The organism is Corynebacterium nasorum (genome assembly GCF_030229765.1).
GTDB classification, from domain to species: Bacteria; Actinomycetota; Actinomycetes; order Mycobacteriales; family Mycobacteriaceae; genus Corynebacterium; species Corynebacterium kefirresidentii.
In genome coordinates this window covers 192,441-211,665 of the sequence record NZ_JASPGY010000001.1, presented here as the reverse complement: position 1 = coordinate 211,665, position 19,225 = coordinate 192,441, and the positions used below count along the sequence as shown (strand labels likewise).

Here is a 19,225-nt window from a genome sequence, read left to right as displayed (position 1 = left end):
TAAGGAAAATTCCGTCTCATGACGTACGATTGTGCGTTGTTGACGTGCCTGCGCCATCCGGTCGGGCCGTATTTATTGTCTAAGCACCCTGTTATAAGCAGCACAGGAGATTATCGTTGTCCGCATCACCCCGTCGCGCTATGAAAAATAGCCAACGCCAATGGCCGAAGCGCGCTATCGCGTTATTCGTTCTCATTGTGGTTGTTATCTATGCGCTTATCTTTCTTACTGGTAGCCGTCAAAGCACGCCGAAACTCGGCATTGATCTGCAGGGCGGTACTCGCGTAACGCTTGCTCCGCAAGGCGAGGAACCCACTCAGGACCAGCTCAAACAAGCACGCACCATCTTGGAACAGCGTGTCAATGGTATGGGCGTTTCTGGCTCTGAGGTTGTCATTAACGGCAATACCCTGGTTATTACCGTGCCAGGAGAGGACGCTTCCCAAGCACAGGCCGTAGGTAAGACCTCGCAACTCTTCTTCCGCCCAGTGGCTAAGCCATCCATGCCGGATATGGGCAAGCTCAATAAGGAGCTAGAAGACATGGCCAACCGCTGGGTAAAGTATGGCGTGCTGAGCGCAGACGAAGCGAACAAGCAGATGGATCAAGGCGTCAAGGCCATCTCTGCGCAGGAAGCGCAGATGACCGGACAGAAGCCAAAGGAGAAGAAGGCTCCAAAGGTCAGCGCTAAGCCCCTGGATGAGCCAAGCAACTCCATTGAGCAGTCGAAGCGCCGTGATGAAATCACGGAGATGTTGCTCAAGGACCGCCAGTCCGAGGATCCGACGACCCAAGCCGCAGCTTCGATGCTGATGACCTGTCAGGGCGATACCGATCCGCTGGCTGGCGCGGACGATCCGGCTAAGCCATTTGTTACCTGTGATTATTCCAAGGGCAACCCGTACGTCCTCGAGCCCGCGCCACTTCTTAACGGCATCAAGGATGAAAATGGCACCCGCCTAACCGGCAATGAGATCAATACCAATGGTCCTATCGAAGGCGGTATGAACAACAAAACCGGTCAAATGGAGATCAACTTCTCTTTCAAGACCGGAGATGGCCCAAACGGTTCCCAGACGTGGGCGGACCTCACCAAGGAACACCTCAACGACCAAGTCGCCATTACCCTTGACTCCGCAGTTATCTCTGCACCGGTGATCCAGGGCGCAACTCCAGTAGGGTCCGCAACCTCTATTACTGGTGATTTCAGCCAGGAGGAAGCACAGAACCTGGCCAATAACTTGAAGTATGGCGCACTGCCGCTGTCCTTCGCCGGTGAAAATGGCGAGCCGGGCGGTACCATTGAGTCCATTCCGCCGACACTGGGTAAGGCCGCCCTGCAAGCCGGCCTTATCGCGGGCCTGGTCGGCTTGGTTCTCGTGATGGCTTATTCGCTGTACTACTTCCGCGCACTGGCCGGCGTCTCCCTCGTCTTCCTCATTGCTTCTGGCCTGTTGACCTATGGTGCCTTGGTGCTGCTGGGTCGTTGGATTGGTTACTCACTGGATCTCTCCGGTATTGCCGGTCTAGTCATCGGTGTGGGTGCAACGGCTGACTCCTTCGTGGTCTACTACGAGCGCATCAAGGATGAGCTGCTAGAGGGACGCACTTTCCGCTCCGCTACGCAAAAGGCGTGGGAGCGTGCTCGTGCGACCATCGTGACCGGTAACGCGGTGACCCTCATCGGCTCCGTAGTGGTCTACTTCCTGGCCATCGGTGAGGTTAAGGGCTTCGCCTTTACCATGGGCTTGACCACGGTCTTCGACCTTGTCGTATCCTTCTTGGTTATGGCACCACTGATGCAGTTGGTGGGCCGCCGTCCAGCTGCAGCCAAGCCTTCGATGAACGGCCTTGGCGGTATCTACGCCTTGGTGGAAGAGCGTCGTGAACGCGGCTATTTCGGCTCGGGGCATCGCAAAGCAGGCTCCACTAAAACCTCCGCAACCAAGGAGGCAGCCACCACAGAAACGGCAGCACATACTGCCGCAGGAACCGCACGTCCCGTTGATGCTGCGGAAGATGAGGAGAAATAAGCATGGCTGTTTCGACTAAGCACAAGATTTCCCGAATGGACCGCCTCTACGAGGATGAGCGCGGTTATGACTTCATTGGCCGCACCAAGCTGTGGTACGGCATCACCGCCGCGCTGATCGTGGCGGCCGTGGCCGCAATCCTAATTCGCGGCTTCAGCCTCTCGATTGACTTCGAAGGCGGCACTACGCTGTCCATGCCGGCAGGGGACCTTAAGGAAGAAGAAGTAGGACGCGTCTTTGAAGATTCCACCGGCGTAGAACCCGAGCAGGTACATATCGTAGGCTCCGGCAACTCCGAGACCTTGGAGATTGTCTCCGAACGCCTCAGCCAAGAAGAGGTGAATGCGGCTCGTACCGCTATCTACGAGGACTTTAAGCCGAAGGATGAAGAAGGTAAGGCCACCCCGGATGCCATCGGTTCGTCCACGGTATCTGAGTCTTGGGGTTCTGCCATTACCCAGCGCATGCTTATCGCCATGCTGGTCTTCTTGGTAGCTGCCACCGTTTATGTGGCCATTCGCTTGCAGAAGAACATGGCTTTTGCCGCTATCATCGCCCTGATTGCAGACGGCGTGATTATTGCCGGCATTTATGCGCTCTTCGGATTCCAGGTTTCCCCTGCTGTCATTATCGGTCTGCTTACCGTCCTGACCTTCTCCATGTATGACTCGGTCATCGTCTTTGACAAGATCAACGAGAACACGGAAGGCCTGGAGGGACAGCGCAAGAAGACCTTTGCTGAGCTGACGAACCTGGCGATTAACCAGACGGTCATGCGCTCGATTTCTACCTCGGTGATTTCTGCGCTGCCGATTATCGCGCTCTTCGTGGTGGCCGTGTGGCTCATGGGCATTGGTACCCTGCGCGATTTGGCACTCATCCAGCTCATCGGTGTGGTTGAGGGTATTTTCTCCTCCATCTTCTTCGCTACGCCATTGGTTGTCACCTTCGCCAATATGTCCAAGAAGACTAAGCGCCACAATAAGCGAGTAGCGGACTACCGTGCTGGTAAGGATGAGAAGGGTGCTGCAGAAGATGACGCACCCGCAGCGGGGCGCACCGTGGTTTCGCCAGTAAGTGCTCAGTCCACCCCGGCTGGCAATGAGGCCGAATCGGCGGAGTCCACCGGACACCCTGGCGCAACGTGGCGGCCAGGCAGGTAACTTCCGGTAGTAAATTTCAGGCGGATCGCTAGCTGAAGTGAGGGCACATAACCATGCTTAAGGAAAAGAGCAGTTCTGGAGGACGTCATAGGGGGAGGCGGGCCCTTGCTTCATGCGTATCCGCACTCGCCCTGGCTGCATCTGCCTGCAGCGGGCAGGGTGGCGAGGATGAGTCTTCGGCTGCGCCCCAGGAACCAGAATCCTATGGATACTTTGGGTACCAGGTAAATTCCCGTCTGGCCACTACCAACGCAGGCACCTCCTTTGGTTCTGCCAGCTCCGCCGGACTGTTGTCCACGCGCCTATATCCTGGCCTTTTCGTACCTGGTCCCGCGGGCGAATTGATCCCCAATGCAGACCTAGTAGAAACGGAAGAGCTCCCGCCCGCTGAGGGCAGCGACCAGCGCAGCGTCCAGCTGACCTTGGCCGAGGATGCCGTCTTTTCCGATGGCACTCCCGTGACCTGTGATGATTACTATTTGACTTACGTTGCCGGCACCCATCCGGCTGAATTCGCCTCCCATATGCCGCTGATGAATGACATTGCGAATTTCAGCTGCGAACCCCACAGCAAATCGTTTACGTTGACCTTTAATAAGGATCAGGGGCAGCGCTGGCGCCATATGTTTGGCGCCGGAACGGTCATGCCCGCCCATGCGCTGGCAGAAAAGGCTGGGTTGAGCCTTGAGGAGCTTAATGCGGCGCTGGCAGCCGAAGATATGCAGGCGCTAGATCCAGTTGCTCAGGCATGGCGGTATGGCTTTTCCGTGGCAAAGGATCAACTCGATCCAAAACTGCAAGTGTCTTTTGGCCCCTATGTCATCGACAAGATAGGCGATGAGGGCGAGGTTATCCTCAAAGCGAACGAAAAATACTTTGGGGATGCGCCAGCCGAGGACCACGTTGTGGTGTGGCCAGCGGATGCTGACGCGCACAAGCTGGTAGATAAGGGGGCACTGCGCGTGGTCGACGCCGCCAATGCAACCCCTGACTGGCTTGACCGGAATCAAAGTGAGTCAGGGGAGGACTCCTATGAAGCTACCCCAATGGTAGGCGAGCTAACGGATACGCTGACGCTGTCTGAGGCTGGGGTATTCGCCGAGCCGTGGGCGCGCGAGAGCTTCGCTGCGTGCGTCGATCAGCAGGCGGTGGCTCAGGCAAGCTCCGCGGCCTCTGGCGTAGAGGTGCCACCGGCTTATGTGCGCACCGTTTCCGTCACCAACCCGGTTGCCGGCGGCCTCGACAAAGTGGGTAAGGAGCACCAGGGTACCGATCTGGCGCAGGCGGGGAATCTGAATGGAACGACCATCAAGGTCGGCTACTTAGGACCGGATAAGCGTTACGCAGCTATGGTGGAACAGCTCCGTGCATCCTGTGAGCCGGCCGGAATCACCATCGAGGATGCGTCTGCGGAGTTTATGTCTCAGCACTACCTGGAAATGGATCCAGAAACCTGGGCACCTACCGTCGACGCTTTCCTTGGACCGGTAGATCCCCAGACGGAGTACTCCGCGGTCGAAGCTAGTATGAAAAACTCTGCGGAGCTTAAGAAGACAGAAGAAGCTTTGTGGAAGGATATTCCGTCCATTCCGCTCTCCGCGCAGCCGCGTGTCTTCCTCGTCCGCCGCGACGTGGAAGGTGTCCTGCCGTACACTGGCGTCTCGGGCATCGGTTGGAATATGGATCGCTGGCGTAGCACCGCTCCAACCGAAAAGAAGTAGGACCCGCAACAGCGGCCGTTAACGACCTCTCGCAATTATTTCTCAAGGAAGATTATGAGTTCCCACTACGAATCAGCAGCACAGGCTCTCAAGGATAAGGTTCGCCTCGTTCAAGACTTCCCAGAGGAGGGTATCCTCTTCGAAGATCTCACCCCAGTTTTGGCAGACCCAGAGGCTTTTCGCACCGTCGTAGACGGCTTAGCGGCCGCCTGCGAGGAACTGGGCGCGGAAATGATCGGTGGCCTAGATGCCCGTGGCTTCCTCCTCGGCTCGGCCGTGGCCTACAAGATGGGCCTGGGTATCCTAGCCATCCGCAAGAAGGGCAAGCTTCCTCCTCCGGTATACACCGAGGAATACGAGCTGGAATACGGCTCGGCGGCGCTGGAGATTCCGGCCAGCGGCGTCGACATCAAGGGCAAGCGCGTAGTGCTTGTCGACGACGTCCTAGCCACCGGTGGCACCCTCCATGGTGCGAAACTTCTGCTCGAGTCTGCGGGTGCCGAGGTTGCCGGCAACGTCGTTGTGCTGGAAGTCAAAGGCCTCAATGGGCGTGAGCGTTTATCCGGCCCGCCGCTCATTGTGCTAAATGCCACAGACTAAGATGAAGTGTCTAAGCTAGATCCCACGATCTAGACGAATATGAGGCCAATATGGCCCGTGGCACTGTGAAGGGCGGTAGAAATGGCCATGGATAAACCCGTAAAGCGCCAGACCGGCGGCGGTATGCGTAGCATGTCGGCTCGCCTTGCCCGTTCGCTCACAGGCGGCCGAGTCAGGGTGAATCCGGTGCTGGACCCGCTGATGTCCATCCACCGCAAGTTTCACCCTAAGGCCGACTCAGACCTGCTCAATCGTGCTTATAACACCGCCGAGCGTCTGCATGAAGGGGTTTTCCGCAAATCTGGAGAACCTTATATCACCCACCCACTTGCCGTTGCTACGATCGCTGCGGAAATTGGTATGGACACCACCACCATCGTGGCAGCGCTCTTGCACGATACGGTGGAGGATACGGACTACTCCTTAGACGACCTCACCAGGGATTTCGGCCCCGAGGTGGCCCGGCTGGTTGACGGTGTGACGAAGTTGGATAAGGTGGCGCTGGGCTCGGCCGCGGAGGCGGAAACCATCCGCAAGATGATCGTAGCCATGGCCACTGACCCGCGCGTCTTGGTCATTAAGGTAAGCGACCGCCTGCACAATATGCGTACGATGCGGTTCCTCCCGCCCGAAAAGCAGGCCAAAAAGGCGCGCCAAACCCTCGAGGTTATCGCTCCATTAGCTCACCGCTTAGGCATGGCCAGTGTGAAGTGGGAGCTGGAGGACCTATCCTTTGCCATCCTGTACCCCAAAAAGTACGACGAGATTGTGCGCATGGTGGCAGACCGCGCCCCCTCGCGTGACCGCGCGCTCAAAGAGATCATTAGCCAAGTTAGTGCGGCATTGAAGGAAAACGGCATTGAAGCTGAGGTTATGGGCCGGCCAAAGCACTACTGGTCCATCTACCAAAAGATGATCGTACGTGGCCGCGACTTTGCAGAGATTTTTGACCTAGTGGGTATCCGCATCCTAGTAGAGGATGTCAATAGCTGTTATGCCGCAATTGGCGTGGTTCACTCGATCTACCAAGCTCTGCCCGGGCGCTTTAAGGACTATATTTCTTCGCCGCGATTTGGTGTCTATCAATCGCTGCACACCACAGTGCTAGGCGATGGTGGTGCCACGCTGGAGGTCCAGGTACGCACCCACGAGATGCACTACAACGCCGAATTTGGCGTGGCCGCTCACTGGCGTTACAAGGAAACCAAGGGCAAGAACTCGGGCCACCAAGAAGAAGTGGACCAGATGGCGTGGATGCGCCAACTTCTGGACTGGCAGAAGGAAGCAGCTGACCCTAATGAGTTCCTAGATTCCCTGCGCTATGACCTTACCGCTAAGCAAATCTTTGCCTTTACCCCTAAGGGTGACGTAGTAAATCTGCCAGCAGGTTCTACTCCGGTGGACTTTGCCTATGCAGTACATACCGAAGTGGGGCATAGGTGTATCGGTGCCAAGGTCAATGGCAAGCTGGTAGCACTGGAATCGAAGCTAAAATCCGGTGACAAGGTTGAGATCTTTACTTCTAAAGACCCTAACGCAGGCCCGTCCCGTGATTGGCAGGACTTTCTGGTATCTGCACGCGCTAAGACTAAGGTACGGCAGTGGTTTGCCAAAGAGCGCCGCGAAGAACATTTGGAGGCTGGGCGAGATGCCCTAGCCACTGAGGTCCAGCGAGGCGGCCTGCCGATGCACCGCCTGTTTACCGCCAGATCCATGAAGCAGGTGGCGGAGCAGCTGCACCACGCTGATGTCGATTCGCTGTATACCGCCATCGGCGCGGGCCAAGTATCTGCGCAACATGTTGCCAATCAATTGGTTGCCATGTTTGGGGACCAGGACGATGCAATTGACACTTTGGCCTCGCGCACGCCGCTGTCTGAGATTGAAAATTCCCGTGCCCAGCACATCGAGGACTCCGCATCGGGCACCGGCATCTTGGTGGAGGGCAGCCCTGATGTAATGGCCAAGCTCGCCAAATGCTGCCAGCCTGTACCAGGCGATACCATCTTTGGTTTCGTAACCCGCGGCGGCGGAGTATCAGTGCACCGAGCCGACTGCACCAACGCGGAAAAGCTCAAAGCAGAACCCGAGCGCATGCTAGAGGTGGCCTGGGCTTCTGGGACCTCCGCTACCGGTGCTTTCTCTGCGACGCTGCAATTGGAAGCCCTAGACAGGCAAGGCCTTCTTTCAGAGCTCACCCGCGTTATGAGTGATGAGAACATCAACGTTTTGACTATGAACTCCAACCGGGGTGATGACCACATTGCGACGGTTAGGTTTACGTTCTCGGTGTCAGACACCAAGCAGCTGGGCACGTTGATGACGACCTTGCGCAATACGGAAGGCGTCTTCGACGTCTACCGAGTAACTGCTTAGCGCGCTTTCTCCTTACCCTCAAGGAGGGGCGGGGCAAGCAACGCGAAGGCTTCGGGCGGGTTACCAGTCTATGAATTTTCGGCTTCTGCCAGGTAAATCCCCAGCAAACGAGCTTAGTTTCTCCTGCCAAGTTGTTAGTAAAGCGATATAAATTATCCTGTTGCTTTCTACAATCTAGGAGTATTTCCATGCAGTTTCGCCGCATCGGCCAACTTGTGGCCACCACTACCATATCCGCTGTAGCTCTCTCCGGCGTGCAGGCGGTCGCACAAGAAAACAAGACCACCATCTCTGTCACCAATATCACCGATATTCACGGTCACTTGGAGGACAAGATCGGCGACCCAGCAAAGGCCGGCGATGAAATTGGCGTGGCTCGTTTGCAGTCCCTAATCAAGCAGGTCAATGAAGGTCAGGAATTCAACCTGACTTCTTCGGGCGATAACGTAGGCGGCTCTGCCTTTGTATCTGCAATTTCTGATGACAAGTACACCCTTGAGGCTCTCAATCAGATGGGCATGAAGGTATCCGCAGTGGGCAACCACGAGTTTGATAAGGGCACCGAGGATCTAACCGAGCGCATTCAGCCGAATTCCACGTATCCCATCTTGGGTGCCAACGTGCTGAAAGACGGCAAGCCCTTGCTTAAGCCTTCTCACGTTGAAGACGTAGACGGCGTCAAGGTGGGCTATGTCGGAACCGTGACGGAAAATACCAAGTACAAGGTATCTGCGGCCAAGATCCCGGGCGTTACCTTCACGGACCCGGTAAAGGCAACCAATGAAGAGGCCGCCCGGCTAAAGGAGTCCGGCGAAGCGGACGTTGTTGTCGCCCTTTTCCACGAGGATGCCCAAGAATATGCCGAGGGCTTCAACAAAGACGTAGACGTGCTTTTCGGCGGCGATACTCACCAGCGCACCAAGGGCGAAGTCCCGCGCGATGGTGCACTCCCGTTGCAATGGGCGCAGGGGCATGAGTATGGCAAGTTGCTTAACGACGTCGACATTACCTTTGACAAGTCCGCCAAGAAGGTAACCGACATCAAACTCAGCCAGTACGATGCTACCGACGCTGCCGCTGTCGAGCCGGACGCTGGCATTGCAGCCGTGGTGGAAAAGGCACAAAAGGAAGCCGAGGTAGAAGGCTCCAAGACTGCAGGAACTGTCAAGCAGGACCTGTTCCGCGGCTCTGACGAAGGCGCAGAGGCAGGCTCCAACCGTGGCGTAGAATCCACCCTCAATAACTTCATCGCAGATGGCCAACGCTATGCCATGAGCAAGCAGGTAGGCAAGGATATCGAGATCGGTGTCATGAACGCCGGTGGTGTGCGTGCTGACCTGAAGGGTGGCGACGTTACCTACAAGGACATCTTTGAGGTGCAGCCGTTTGGCAACTCCGTGATTACCGCAAAGATTTCCGGCGAGGAGTTCATCAATGCTTTGGAAAACCAGTGGCAGGAAGGCAGCCGTCCGCGCTTGGCCATGGGGCTTTCCAATAATGTGCAGGTGGTCTACGACCAGAAGGCCAACAAGGGTGAGCGGGTAAAGTCCGTGACCATCAACGGCGAACAGATTGACCCGAAGAAGGATTATTCCATCGCGCTGTCGTCCTTCCTTGCTTCTAGTGACGAAGAAGCCGGCGGCGATGGCTATTTCAACGCTGGTTCCATCAAGGACAAAAACGATGTGGGCTACATGGACACTCAGGCCATGATTGACTACATCAAGTCGGGTGAATCTGAGGTCCGCACCGGACAAGGTCAAATCGGTGCCCACGTTGAAGGTGAGGTGAAGCCGGGTAAGGAAATTACCGTCAATCTGTCTAGCCTTAATTACTCCACCGAGGGTGAGCCGATGGCCAAGAAGGCAACCGTGAAGTTGGGTGACGCTGAGCAGACCGTCGACATCGACAACGCTGCCCAGGAAGGCGATGCGCAATTTGGCGAGCGCGGACGTGCAACGGTAAAGCTCACCGTTCCAGAAAACCTCAGCGGCAAGCAAAACCTCGAAATCACCACTGACGCCGGCACAAAGGCAACTCTGCCTATCGAGGTAAGCGGCGAGGGCTCCCAGGAGCCGGGTGCTAAGCCCGAGCCGAAGGGTTCCTCCTTGTCCTCTAACGGTTCTTCCATGGGCAGCGCAGTATTTGCCATTGTTGCGGCGCTGGTAGCTGGTGTTGCGGTTGTGGGTATGAACCCGCAGATTCTTCCTGCCCCAGCGCGCAAGATGATTGAGGACCTGCGCAAGCAATTCCACCTCTAAGCCATCACGGCGCTAGGTGGAGCGGTTCTTCCTGAACGGGGGAGTATCGCTCCGCCTTTTCTGTATGCCGTGCAGCAGCCAGGTAACCTAATCAACCGTGGATACTCTAGACCTCTTCCTGCGCGAAATTACCTATCAACTAGGCATTGAATGGCACCGTATCCCCGTTGTCGTATTGGCCACTTTGGGTATTTATCTATCCTTCATGATCCTAGTGAAGATATTTGGCTCCCGGGTCCTTACTTCCATGACGGCCTCAGATGCCATCATCATCATTATGTTCGGCGCGGTTGCAGGCCGTGTCATTGTGGGTAATCCACCGACCCTGGCCGCCGGCGTAATCGGCTTGACTACTCTGATGGCTCTAGAGGCCGCGTTCGGTACTATCCGCAAAGTGGTGAAGTGGACTCGCTTTCTTGACCGGCGCCCAGTTCTCCTAGTATTTCGCGGGAAAATGGTTGAGGATAACTTGACCCTGGCGCATATTACTAAGTCAGATATCTATTCTGCTGCCCGCAAGGCAGGCATTAGCCGCATGCAGGACGTACAGATTATGATCCTGGAGCCCACGGGTCATATCTCTGTCATCAGGGTCGGTCAAACGATCGATCCAGAGCTTTTCAAAGACCTCGTAGGGTCCGAGTACATTGAAGACGCCAAAGAGTCCTAGATGCATCCCTAAGCCTGGAAAGCTCAAGCGTCGGTCAGTTCTTCCGATTGCTCAAAAGCCTATGAAAAAGCCGCTGCATTCCCTTTTGGAATGCAGCGGCTTAAGAATCGCTATGAAGCGGTGACCTTACTTGTTGCCGAAAGGCAGGTCGAGGTACTTGTTTGCGAAGGCGAACAGGGTGCCCAGAGCGCCGATGACGGAGGTAACAACGCCGATCCAAGCCTTGATTTCCTTAGGATCCATATCCTTGATGGAGGAACCCTCCTCGGTCGGCTCAGCGCCATTGGTGGTGGTCGCAGCGGCGGACTCCTTGTTCTCGGTGGAGGACGCTGGAGTGGTCTCGGCAGCGGTAGCAACGGTGGTGCCAGCGAAGGTCATGGACAGAGCGGTTGCGCCGGCAACGAGTGCCTTGCGGGAGAAAAGCTTCATTTTTGATTCCTAACAAGCTTGGTGCGTTCAAAGACGTTTCAAATACTAGACAGGCTGACAGGCTTCCGCAACAGTATTGGCAGGTTTTGTTTACTCGCTGAAATATCTGAAAGTCTGCTGTGTGCTGCAAGTTTACTCTTGTGGCTAGTGTGAACTAGGGGAATTTTAGAAGGTTAGTGTTTCTGCAGCTAAGGGCTCATATTCAGGCTCAGGTTAAATTAAGGAAAGTAAAAGCCCCGGCGCGTCCGTACGTTGTGAAAGTGACGAATGCGCGGGGCTTAACCCTTGCCCCCGTTAGGGGGTGTGCGGTGGTGGCAGGGGGAGGCGTCGCCAAGCAGGGCTTTTAAAGCGCCTAGGCCTTGACGGTTGCCTTCTTGATCTTGACTTCCTTTGCTGGCTTGCCGTCTGGCTGGCCGCCTTCGACACCGTTCTTGGCAATCTTGTCCATCGTCTTCATACCTTCATCGGTAATGGTGGCGAAGTAGGTGTAGTTCGGGGTCAACTCAGAATCGTCATAGTTGAGGAAGAACTGAGAACCATTGGTGTCTGGACCGCTATTTGCCATGGCGACGGAGCCGCGCGGGTAGATAACGGGGTTCTGGGCATCCTTCTCATCCACCTCGTCGGTGGGGTACTCATCAGCGAAGCTGAAGCCAGGGCCGCCGGAACCGGAACCGGTCGGATCGCCACACTGCAAGACGTTGAGACCACCCGAGGTCATACGGTGGCAAACGGTGTTGTCGTAGTAGCCAGACTTTGCCAACTCAGAAATAGCGTTGGTGGCACACGGCGCCTTGGCACGATCCATCTCCATCTCAATGGTGCCCTGAGAAGTCTCAAAGGAAACGGTAACGGTGCCCTTGGTGGAAATATCCTTTCCATTCGGCTTAGTCGCACCATTGGAATCTTGACCGGTGTCCTCGTACTTACAGGTCACGGTATCCGGCAGAGCCTTTGCACGCTTATCTGCAATGGGCTGTGCCTGTGGGGTTTGCTGCGAGGTCTCAGCTGCGGAGGACTCCTCAGCCTGGACCTTCTCATCGTCGCCTTCGCGGGTCGACAAGTAGTAAATACCGCCTACCAAGGCGAGGATTACTACGAGGGACGCGAAGACAACGCCCAGCGGGCGTGTCTTTTGCTTGCGTTCGCGGGATTTTAGCTCGCGCTCGAGCTTGCTCAGCGCCTCTTCGCCGCGCTTTTTATTATTTGGCACCGGGAGTCAACCTTTCTAGCGATTTTCGGTGGCATGATTCAACCTGACCGAGTTTAGCGGTTCCATACTTCGAAGAAAGCGTGGGCACGTAAATCGGGCTAGTCAATGGCTATTGAGCCAAGTCATAAGTACTCTGGTTTCTATGGTTGAACCAGATTTTATCGACCCGCCAACACCCACCGTTGGTGAACTTCCCGCAGTGGGAGACCCGCTGCCCGAATTCGAACTCATCGGTACGGACCTGAGTCAGATTAACAATGAGACTTTCGCGGGCACGCGCCTTATTATCTCCATCTTTCCCTCTATCGAAACCCCTTCCTGCCAGGAGCAACTGCGCCGTTTCCATGAGCAGGTTGCGCAGTTAGATAACACTAAGCTTCTTTGCGTTTCTCGTGACTTGCCTTTTACCCTCAAGCGTTTTTGCGCTGCGGAAGGCATTGCTGATGTCATCGCCGCCTCCGCATTTCGATCGGATTTTGGAGAGAAGTTCGGCGTGACCGTACGCGATTCCGTATTGGAAGGCCTCCTTGCCCGCTCCGTGGTCGTGGCCGATGAAAATCACCGGGTGATGCACACACAAATGGTTCCAGGTGTTGTCACCCAGCTTGACTACGAGAAGGTGTGGGATGTTTTGAGCTAGGCCTCACGGCGTTGCTGGTCGAGGTTCATCTACGAAGGCGGGGCCGGGCGGCTCTTTATTCTCTGGGCAGCTAGGGTGGTGGGTATGGAAATCTTCGGTTTTACTGCCGGTCCCTTTCAGACCAATACCTATGTGATTGCGGAGGGCCGTCGCGCCTTTATCGTCGATCCCGGCATGGATGCGATGGAAAAAGTCCTAGAGCATGACTTGGACTATGTGGCTATCGTGCTTACCCACGGCCACATTGACCACACCCGCGACGCCGGATCCCTTGCAGAAAAGCTCGATATCCCTGTTTATATCCACCCCGCTGATAAGTTTATGCTCGCCAGCGGCGAAGGTGTTTCGCCCCAGGCGCAGGAGCTTTTCGACGCCGCCCATATGACCCCCATCAACGACGTCCGCGAGCTACAAGACGGAGGAACCCTAGAACTCCTCGGTCACACCTTCAGCTTGAAGCACGCACCCGGGCATTCTCCGGGATGCACCATGATCATTGCTGAGGACTTTGCCTTAACCGGTGATGTGCTTTTTGCCGGTGCCATTGGGCGCACCGACCTGCCTCACTCGGATCCTAAAGCCATGCAGAAGTCCCTCGCGGGCCCAGTGTGGAGTTTGGCGGATAACCTCGACATTTTGCCCGGCCATGGTCCCACCACCACCATGCGTAAGGAGAGGGCGACCAATCCCTTCTTCGCTACATTGAGGGAGGTACTGTAATACCCGTGAGTAATAAAAAGCAGTTTCAGGCCCTGTCCGCTCCTAAAGGTGTCCCAGATTATTTCCCACCGCAGTCGGCCGCATTCTATAAGGTGCGCCAGACCATGGTGGAGCAGGCACATCTCTCCGGCTTCCAGCACATTGAGCTGCCCATTTTTGAAGACACCGCACTCTTTGCTCGTGGCGTAGGCGAGTCCACCGACGTGGTATCTAAAGAGATGTACACCTTCGCCGATCGCGGTGACCGCTCCGTTACTTTGCGCCCAGAGGGTACCGCCGGCGTGATGCGTTCTGTCATCGAGCACAACTTGGACCGTGGCCAACTGCCCGTGAAGCTTAACTATTTTGGTCCGTTCTTCCGCTACGAACGCCCGCAAGCCGGCCGCTACCGCCAGCTCCAGCAGGTGGGCGTGGAGGCAATTGGTGTCGACGATCCCGCGCTAGACGCCGAGGTCATTGCTTTGGCAGACCGTTCCTTCCGCGCGCTGGGGCTTAGCGGCTTCCGCCTCGAGCTCACCAGTTTAGGCGATCGCAATTGCCGCCCGGCTTACCGGGAGAAGCTGCAGGAGTTCCTCTTTAAGCTCGATTTGGATGAAGAGACCCGCCACCGTGCTGAGATCAATCCTCTGCGTGTGCTGGATGATAAGCGTCCGGAGGTCCAAGAGCAGCTTGTCGATGCCCCCTTGATGCTCGACCACCTTAATGCGGAATGCCGCGAGCATTTCGAGACCGTTACCGGCATGTTGGATGATATGGGCGTAGCTTATGAGATTAATCCGCGCATGGTGCGCGGACTGGATTACTACACTAAGACTTGCTTCGAGTTCGTCCACGACGGCCTTGGTGCGCAGTCAGGTATCGGTGGCGGTGGACGCTACGACGGCCTGATGGCCCAGCTAGGAGGCCAAGACCTATCCGGCATCGGCTATGGCTTGGGCGTCGACCGCGCCCTGCTGGCTCTTGAAGCCGAGGGCATCACCCTAGAAGGCGTAGATTCTCGCGTGGACGTCTTTGGCGTGGCGCTGGGTGCCTCCGCAAAGCGCACCATGACCACTCTTATCAATGATCTCCGCAAGGCCGGCATTTCCGCGGATATGTCTTTTGGAGACCGTGGCCTCAAGGGCGCGATGAAGGGTGCGGACCGCGCAGGTGCGCGCTTCGCTCTGGTACTGGGCGAGCAGGAGCTAGAAAACGGCACCGTTGCGCTAAAGGACCTAGCCGCACACGAGCAGCACGACGTCAATGTCTCTGACCTAGTTTCCGTCCTTACACGCGAAATGCACGGCGAGGCTTAAGTTTCTGTAGCTGGTGGGCATCGCGCTTAGGCGCGGTGCCCTCTTTTAATGCCCGCCAGGTAAAGATCAATAATCTTTTCTTGCAGGTCGGGTTGGTAGGCCTCAACATCGACCTCGCGGGGCCGCGCCAGACTCAGGAGTCCCACAATGAATTCGAGGTGGGTGACTCCGGGTCCGATCTCGCCGTGCTGTTGCCCAAGCTCAATAAACCTGCGCCCATTGCTCTCCAAGAGATCACGCTGAGCGGTTAGCTCGGGGCTCAGAGAATCCAAATCCTGAGGGATGAAGGCAGGGATAAGGGTATTAAGCTCCATGGTAAGGATATGGGTGGCATAGGCGCGGACATAATCATTGCCGGAATGCTTAGGATCCTCAAAGTCAGCGATGAGACGCTGTTGGAACCTCGCAAAGGCATCGCCCATATATTCTGCGCAAGCGCGGATAAGGCTCGCGCGGTTAGGGAAGTTGCGATAGACGGTGGCTACACTCACCCCGGCCTGTGCGGCTACCTTATCCAAAGCGACATTATCGCCGTGGGATCGGAATAACTGACACGCCGCGGCAATAATAGCTGTGCGGCGGTGAAGGGCATCTGCGCGCATGGAGTCTGTTTTTAGCACTCCACCTGGGACACACTAAAGCCCATGGTCTTAGCCAATCCGCCCAGGGAGGTTTCCTTGTATTTGGAGAGCATATCGCGGCCGGTTTCTGCCATAGTTTGCACTGCATTATCCAAGGTCACATGATGAGTGCCTTCGCCCATCTTGGCCATGCGTGCGGCATTGATGGATTTAACCGCACCGATGGCATTGCGTTCGATGCACGGAATCTGCACCAATCCGCCAACTGGGTCGCAGGTCAGGCCCAAGTTATGCTCCAAAGCGATCTCCGCGGCGTTTTCTACCTGCGCCGGAGTAGCGCCGAGCAGCTCTGCCATGCCCGCAGCGGCCATAGCGGAGGCGGAACCTACCTCGCCTTGGCAGCCCACCTCAGCTCCCGAGATGGACGCATTTTCCTTGATGATCATGCCGATAGCACCGGCAGTCAATAGGTAGCGCCGGGCGGTAGAACGGGTGAAGTCTGCGCGGAAATCGCGCGCATAATGCAGTACCGCTGGAATGATGCCGCACGCACCATTGGTAGGTGCGGTAATGACGCGGCCACCGGCCGCGTTTTGCTCATTGACTGCGAGGGCATAGAGGTTAACCCACTCCATGGCGGAGAAACCGCAGCTGGTGTCATCCTGATTTTCCAGCAACTGGGCGTACATCTTTGGGGCGCGACGCGGCACGCGCAACCCTCCCGGTAGTAGGCCCTTGGTGGAAATACCTTCGGTCACACACTCCCGCATGATGTCCCAGACCAGATCAAGGTGCCGCAAAACGAATTCGGCGCCGCCCTCGTCACGGTGCAAGGCTTCTTCGTTGGCTAGCACAATCTCCCAGATTGCCTTGTCATGAGCCTCGCACAGATTGAGCAATTCTTCGCCCGTGGTGAAATGATAAGGAACGGTGTCATCAACCTGCGCTGCGGCTACGCCAGCGGGCACCTCATTGCTTTCGGCGACTTCTGCATCAAGCTCGGAGCGAGAGAGAATAAAGCCGCCGCCGACAGAAAAGTACTCTTCTTTTTCTGCGATGAGGTTGCCACTTTCGTCCCAAGCACTAAAAATCATGCCATTGGGGTGTTGAGGAAGTGGCTCGTTATCAAAGACGATCTCATAGTCCACCGTGCCGCGGGGGCCAGAAATGGATCCTTCACTGGGGATAAATCCACCTGCGTGCGGCTCGGCGTCGATAGGCACGCTCAGTGGATCCCAGCCAGCGAGACCGAGGATGACCGCGCGGTCAGAGGCATGCCCGCGGCCAGTGGCGGAAAGAGAACCACGCAACTCGGTATACACCTTCGCCGGGTGCTTCTCGAGGGAATCGAGGAATTGCTTAGCCGCGCGCATAGGCCCAACGGTGTGCGAAGAGGACGGGCCGATGCCGATGGAGAAGATGTCCGTGACGCTAATTGTCATAGTTAAGCTGTGCCGAACCTTTCTGGGTGGATATGTGTTTGGCTCCTAGGGGCTTTTCTCGTATCAAGGGGCAAAGCCGGAAGCGAGGGGAGAGGCAAATTTTCTGTGCCCAGCGTAGCGAAAGTCACACCTTCTATCAATCGCCGCCTATGCGAAGTACAGACCGCGGCCTGTGGCCTAGTCGCCGTATCCATTCAGGAGCTTTGCCAAGGGGATGAAGTTCTCCTTGGCTAGCCGCACAGTAGAACGGCCACCCAACCCCTCCAGCTCGCCAGCGATTCCAGACACCCTGTCCCTGGGGGCAACCATTTGGTCAGCTAGCTGAATAGCAGAGCGCTCAATGCGGGTGACAATGCGTTCTCCTTCTGGAGTGCCCAAGTCTTCCGCAGCCTGAAAAACTCCCGTTGGCACGATATTTGCGTGGAGTTGATTAAACAGTGGGCGAAGTGCGTAATCCAAAATTAGGGAGTGGCGCGAAGAACCAGCTGTAGCTGCGATAATGGTGGGAAGATCGTCTAGTGCATGGGGCTTCAAGGTATCAAAGAACATCTTGAAGAGGCCTGAGTAGCTTCCCTGAAATACAGGGGTGACGGCAATAAGCCCATCGGCCTGAGCAATGCACTCCTGGGCCCGGGCCAACTCCGGCGTCGACGCAGTCCGATCTGTCATGGCAGTAGCTAGTTCGAAAGCCAGATCGCGAATCTCAATGACGTCGATCTGGGTCCCTTCACCGCGCGCGGAGATTTTGGCGCGGGTAGCCTCTGCAAGCATGTCTGCCAGCCGGCGAGAGGAAGACGGTTGCGATAAGCCAGCTGAAATAACGAGTAGGGAGCGCATAACTAGTGTTCCTTTCCAGGGCTGACCTGCAGGTGAGAAGAATTGGGCTCAGCGAGCAAGCTAGCGTGCGTCGGTGGGTTAGAAGGAACGTGGCTGGGACGGCGTTGTTCAAAGCGTCGTCGCAGCTCGGGGACTACTTGGGTGCCAAGGATTTCTATCTGCTCGAGGACTACTTCTTGCGGTAGCCCGGCATGATCGATGAGGAAAAGCTGACGCTGGTAGTCCCCGGCCCAGTCAGCAAAACTGAGGGTCTTTTCAATTACTTGCTCCACGGTGCCAACGGTCAATGGGGTCTGGGCCGTGAATTCTTCGAGGCTGGGGCCGTGTCCATAGACCGGGGCATTGTCGAAGTAGGGGCGGAAGAAATCTTTAGCCTCTTGCTCGGTATCGCCGATAAGGACCTGGCCACCAAGGCCTACAATCGCTTGGGCCGCTTGGCCGTGGCCGTAGCTTGCAAAACGACGGCGGTAGAGATCTACCATCTGAGCAGTGTGTTCCTTATTCCAAAAGATATTGTTATGGAAGAAACCATCGCCGTAATAAGCAGCTTGCTCGGCAATTTGCGGCGAACGAATTGAGCCGTGCCAGACAAAGGGTGGAATTCCATCCAGCGGCGCAGGGGTCGCGGTAAACCCTTCCAAGCCTGTGCGGAACTTTCCTCGCCAATTAACAACTGGCTCGCGCCAGAGCCTGCGCAGCAGGTGATAATTTTCAATAGCCAAGGGAATGCCTTGCTGGATATCCTTGCCAAACCACGGATAGACTGGGCCCGTATTTCCGCGGCCCAGCATGAGGTCTACTCGTCCTTGTGCAAGGTGCTGCAGGAAGGCATAGTCCTCTGCGATCTTGACCGGGTCATTTGTAGTAATAAGAGTCGTTGCAGTCGAGAGTTGCAAGCGCTTAGTCTGCGCGGCGATATAGGCCAAGTGCGTGGTAGGTGAGGACGGCACGAAGGGCGGGTTGTGGTGCTCGCCGGTGGCAAAGACATCAAGGCCTACCTCCTCGGCCTTGAGTGCAATCTCCGTTAAGTTGCGGATGCGCTCGGCCTCAGAGGGAGTTTTTCCTGAGTTGGGGTCAGTGGTTAAATCCCCGATACTGAAGATGCCGAATTGCATGGTTACCTTTCTCTGCGGTGCCCAGGGGTAAAAGACGCAGTGTGAACGGCTGGCGAATCATTCCCATTCTAGGGCATCCATTAGTACCGGTAGGTCCGCCGGTGCAACCAACCACAGCGGAGTCTCATT

At 56.3% G+C, this 19,225-nt stretch carries 16 protein-coding genes; 10 read left to right on the top strand and 6 right to left on the bottom strand.

The features are described from left to right. Positions 1-140: 140 nt before the first annotated feature. The 7 genes from secD to QP904_RS00955 all read left to right on the top strand — a co-directional run bounded on the left by secD (position 141) and on the right by QP904_RS00955 (position 10,824). Positions 141-2,033 carry a protein translocase subunit SecD gene (secD, locus tag QP904_RS00985; protein ID WP_284835380.1) on the top strand — a complete coding sequence of 631 codons (1,893 nt, stop codon included), beginning with the start codon at positions 141-143 and terminating at the stop codon, positions 2,031-2,033. A 2-nt stretch (positions 2,034-2,035) separates the two neighbouring features. Further along, positions 2,036-3,196 carry a protein translocase subunit SecF gene (secF, locus tag QP904_RS00980; protein WP_200287413.1) on the top strand — a complete coding sequence of 387 codons (1,161 nt, stop codon included), beginning with the start codon at positions 2,036-2,038 and terminating at the stop codon, positions 3,194-3,196. 53 nt (positions 3,197-3,249) lie between these two features. Next, a complete protein-coding gene (locus QP904_RS00975; protein ID WP_200287415.1) occupies positions 3,250-4,917 on the top strand; it encodes an ABC transporter substrate-binding protein in 1,668 nt (555 codons plus the stop codon). A gap of 54 nt (positions 4,918-4,971) precedes the next feature. Further along, the gene (locus tag QP904_RS00970; protein WP_023021438.1) at positions 4,972-5,517 is read left to right on the top strand and encodes an adenine phosphoribosyltransferase; all 546 of its coding nucleotides are present in this window, start codon (positions 4,972-4,974) and stop codon (positions 5,515-5,517) included. An 87-nt stretch (positions 5,518-5,604) separates the two neighbouring features. Further along, positions 5,605-7,893 (top strand): RelA/SpoT family protein, encoded by a 2,289-nt coding sequence (locus QP904_RS00965; protein WP_284835379.1) that lies wholly within the window; start codon positions 5,605-5,607, stop codon positions 7,891-7,893. A gap of 188 nt (positions 7,894-8,081) precedes the next feature. Then, the gene (locus QP904_RS00960; protein WP_284835378.1) at positions 8,082-10,154 is read left to right on the top strand and encodes a bifunctional metallophosphatase/5'-nucleotidase; all 2,073 of its coding nucleotides are present in this window, start codon (positions 8,082-8,084) and stop codon (positions 10,152-10,154) included. 97 nt (positions 10,155-10,251) lie between these two features. Then, positions 10,252-10,824 carry a DUF421 domain-containing protein gene (locus QP904_RS00955; protein ID WP_284835377.1) on the top strand — a complete coding sequence of 191 codons (573 nt, stop codon included), beginning with the start codon at positions 10,252-10,254 and terminating at the stop codon, positions 10,822-10,824. Between the two features lie 126 nt (positions 10,825-10,950). Here QP904_RS00955 and QP904_RS00950 read toward each other — a convergent pair whose 3' ends face one another. Next, complete coding sequence (locus tag QP904_RS00950; RefSeq protein ID WP_200287419.1) at positions 10,951-11,253, bottom strand: hypothetical protein; 303 nt, start codon at positions 11,251-11,253, stop codon at positions 10,951-10,953. A 352-nt stretch (positions 11,254-11,605) separates the two neighbouring features. Further along, the gene (locus QP904_RS00945) at positions 11,606-12,466 is read right to left on the bottom strand and encodes a peptidylprolyl isomerase (protein WP_023021443.1); all 861 of its coding nucleotides are present in this window, start codon (positions 12,464-12,466) and stop codon (positions 11,606-11,608) included. A 142-nt stretch (positions 12,467-12,608) separates the two neighbouring features. Here QP904_RS00945 and tpx point away from each other — a divergent pair, with 142 nt between their 5' ends. The 3 genes from tpx (at position 12,609) to hisS (ending at position 15,121) form a co-directional block, all read left to right on the top strand. After that, on the top strand, positions 12,609-13,106 hold the full coding sequence (gene tpx / locus QP904_RS00940; RefSeq protein WP_200287423.1) for a thiol peroxidase: 498 nt from the start codon (positions 12,609-12,611) through the stop codon (positions 13,104-13,106). 84 nt (positions 13,107-13,190) lie between these two features. Then, positions 13,191-13,826 (top strand): MBL fold metallo-hydrolase, encoded by a 636-nt coding sequence (locus QP904_RS00935; protein ID WP_284835376.1) that lies wholly within the window; start codon positions 13,191-13,193, stop codon positions 13,824-13,826. A gap of 5 nt (positions 13,827-13,831) precedes the next feature. Further along, a complete protein-coding gene (gene hisS / locus QP904_RS00930) occupies positions 13,832-15,121 on the top strand; it encodes a histidine--tRNA ligase (protein WP_049360699.1) in 1,290 nt (429 codons plus the stop codon). 26 nt (positions 15,122-15,147) lie between these two features. Here hisS and QP904_RS00925 read toward each other — a convergent pair whose 3' ends face one another. The 4 genes from QP904_RS00925 to QP904_RS00910 form a co-directional block, all read right to left on the bottom strand. Further along, a complete protein-coding gene (locus QP904_RS00925; RefSeq protein WP_023021447.1) occupies positions 15,148-15,723 on the bottom strand; it encodes a TetR/AcrR family transcriptional regulator in 576 nt (191 codons plus the stop codon). Positions 15,724-15,734: 11 nt separating this feature from the next. Further along, positions 15,735-17,144 (bottom strand): L-serine ammonia-lyase, encoded by a 1,410-nt coding sequence (locus QP904_RS00920; protein WP_023027859.1) that lies wholly within the window; start codon positions 17,142-17,144, stop codon positions 15,735-15,737. Between the two features lie 177 nt (positions 17,145-17,321). Then, positions 17,322-17,981: an FMN reductase gene (locus tag QP904_RS00915; RefSeq protein ID WP_284835375.1), complete on the bottom strand. Its 660-nt coding sequence runs from the start codon at positions 17,979-17,981 to the stop codon at positions 17,322-17,324. A gap of 2 nt (positions 17,982-17,983) precedes the next feature. Continuing rightward, the gene (locus tag QP904_RS00910) at positions 17,984-19,096 is read right to left on the bottom strand and encodes an LLM class flavin-dependent oxidoreductase (protein ID WP_284835374.1); all 1,113 of its coding nucleotides are present in this window, start codon (positions 19,094-19,096) and stop codon (positions 17,984-17,986) included. Positions 19,097-19,225: the final 129 nt, after the last annotated feature.

Coding starts and splice junctions, on each gene's coding strand:
- secD (WP_284835380.1), top strand. CDS start 141: ATGAAAAATAGCCAACGCCAATGGCCGAAGCGCGCTATCGCGTTATTC.
- secF (WP_200287413.1), top strand. CDS start 2,036: ATGGCTGTTTCGACTAAGCACAAGATTTCCCGAATGGACCGCCTCTAC.
- QP904_RS00975 (WP_200287415.1), top strand. CDS start 3,250: ATGCTTAAGGAAAAGAGCAGTTCTGGAGGACGTCATAGGGGGAGGCGG.
- QP904_RS00970 (WP_023021438.1), top strand. CDS start 4,972: ATGAGTTCCCACTACGAATCAGCAGCACAGGCTCTCAAGGATAAGGTT.
- QP904_RS00965 (WP_284835379.1), top strand. CDS start 5,605: ATGGATAAACCCGTAAAGCGCCAGACCGGCGGCGGTATGCGTAGCATG.
- QP904_RS00960 (WP_284835378.1), top strand. CDS start 8,082: ATGCAGTTTCGCCGCATCGGCCAACTTGTGGCCACCACTACCATATCC.
- QP904_RS00950 (WP_200287419.1), bottom strand. CDS start 11,253: ATGAAGCTTTTCTCCCGCAAGGCACTCGTTGCCGGCGCAACCGCTCTG.
- tpx (WP_200287423.1), top strand. CDS start 12,609: ATGGTTGAACCAGATTTTATCGACCCGCCAACACCCACCGTTGGTGAA.
- QP904_RS00935 (WP_284835376.1), top strand. CDS start 13,191: ATGGAAATCTTCGGTTTTACTGCCGGTCCCTTTCAGACCAATACCTAT.
- QP904_RS00925 (WP_023021447.1), bottom strand. CDS start 15,723: ATGCGCGCAGATGCCCTTCACCGCCGCACAGCTATTATTGCCGCGGCG.
- QP904_RS00920 (WP_023027859.1), bottom strand. CDS start 17,144: ATGACAATTAGCGTCACGGACATCTTCTCCATCGGCATCGGCCCGTCC.
- QP904_RS00915 (WP_284835375.1), bottom strand. CDS start 17,981: ATGCGCTCCCTACTCGTTATTTCAGCTGGCTTATCGCAACCGTCTTCC.
- QP904_RS00910 (WP_284835374.1), bottom strand. CDS start 19,096: ATGCAATTCGGCATCTTCAGTATCGGGGATTTAACCACTGACCCCAAC.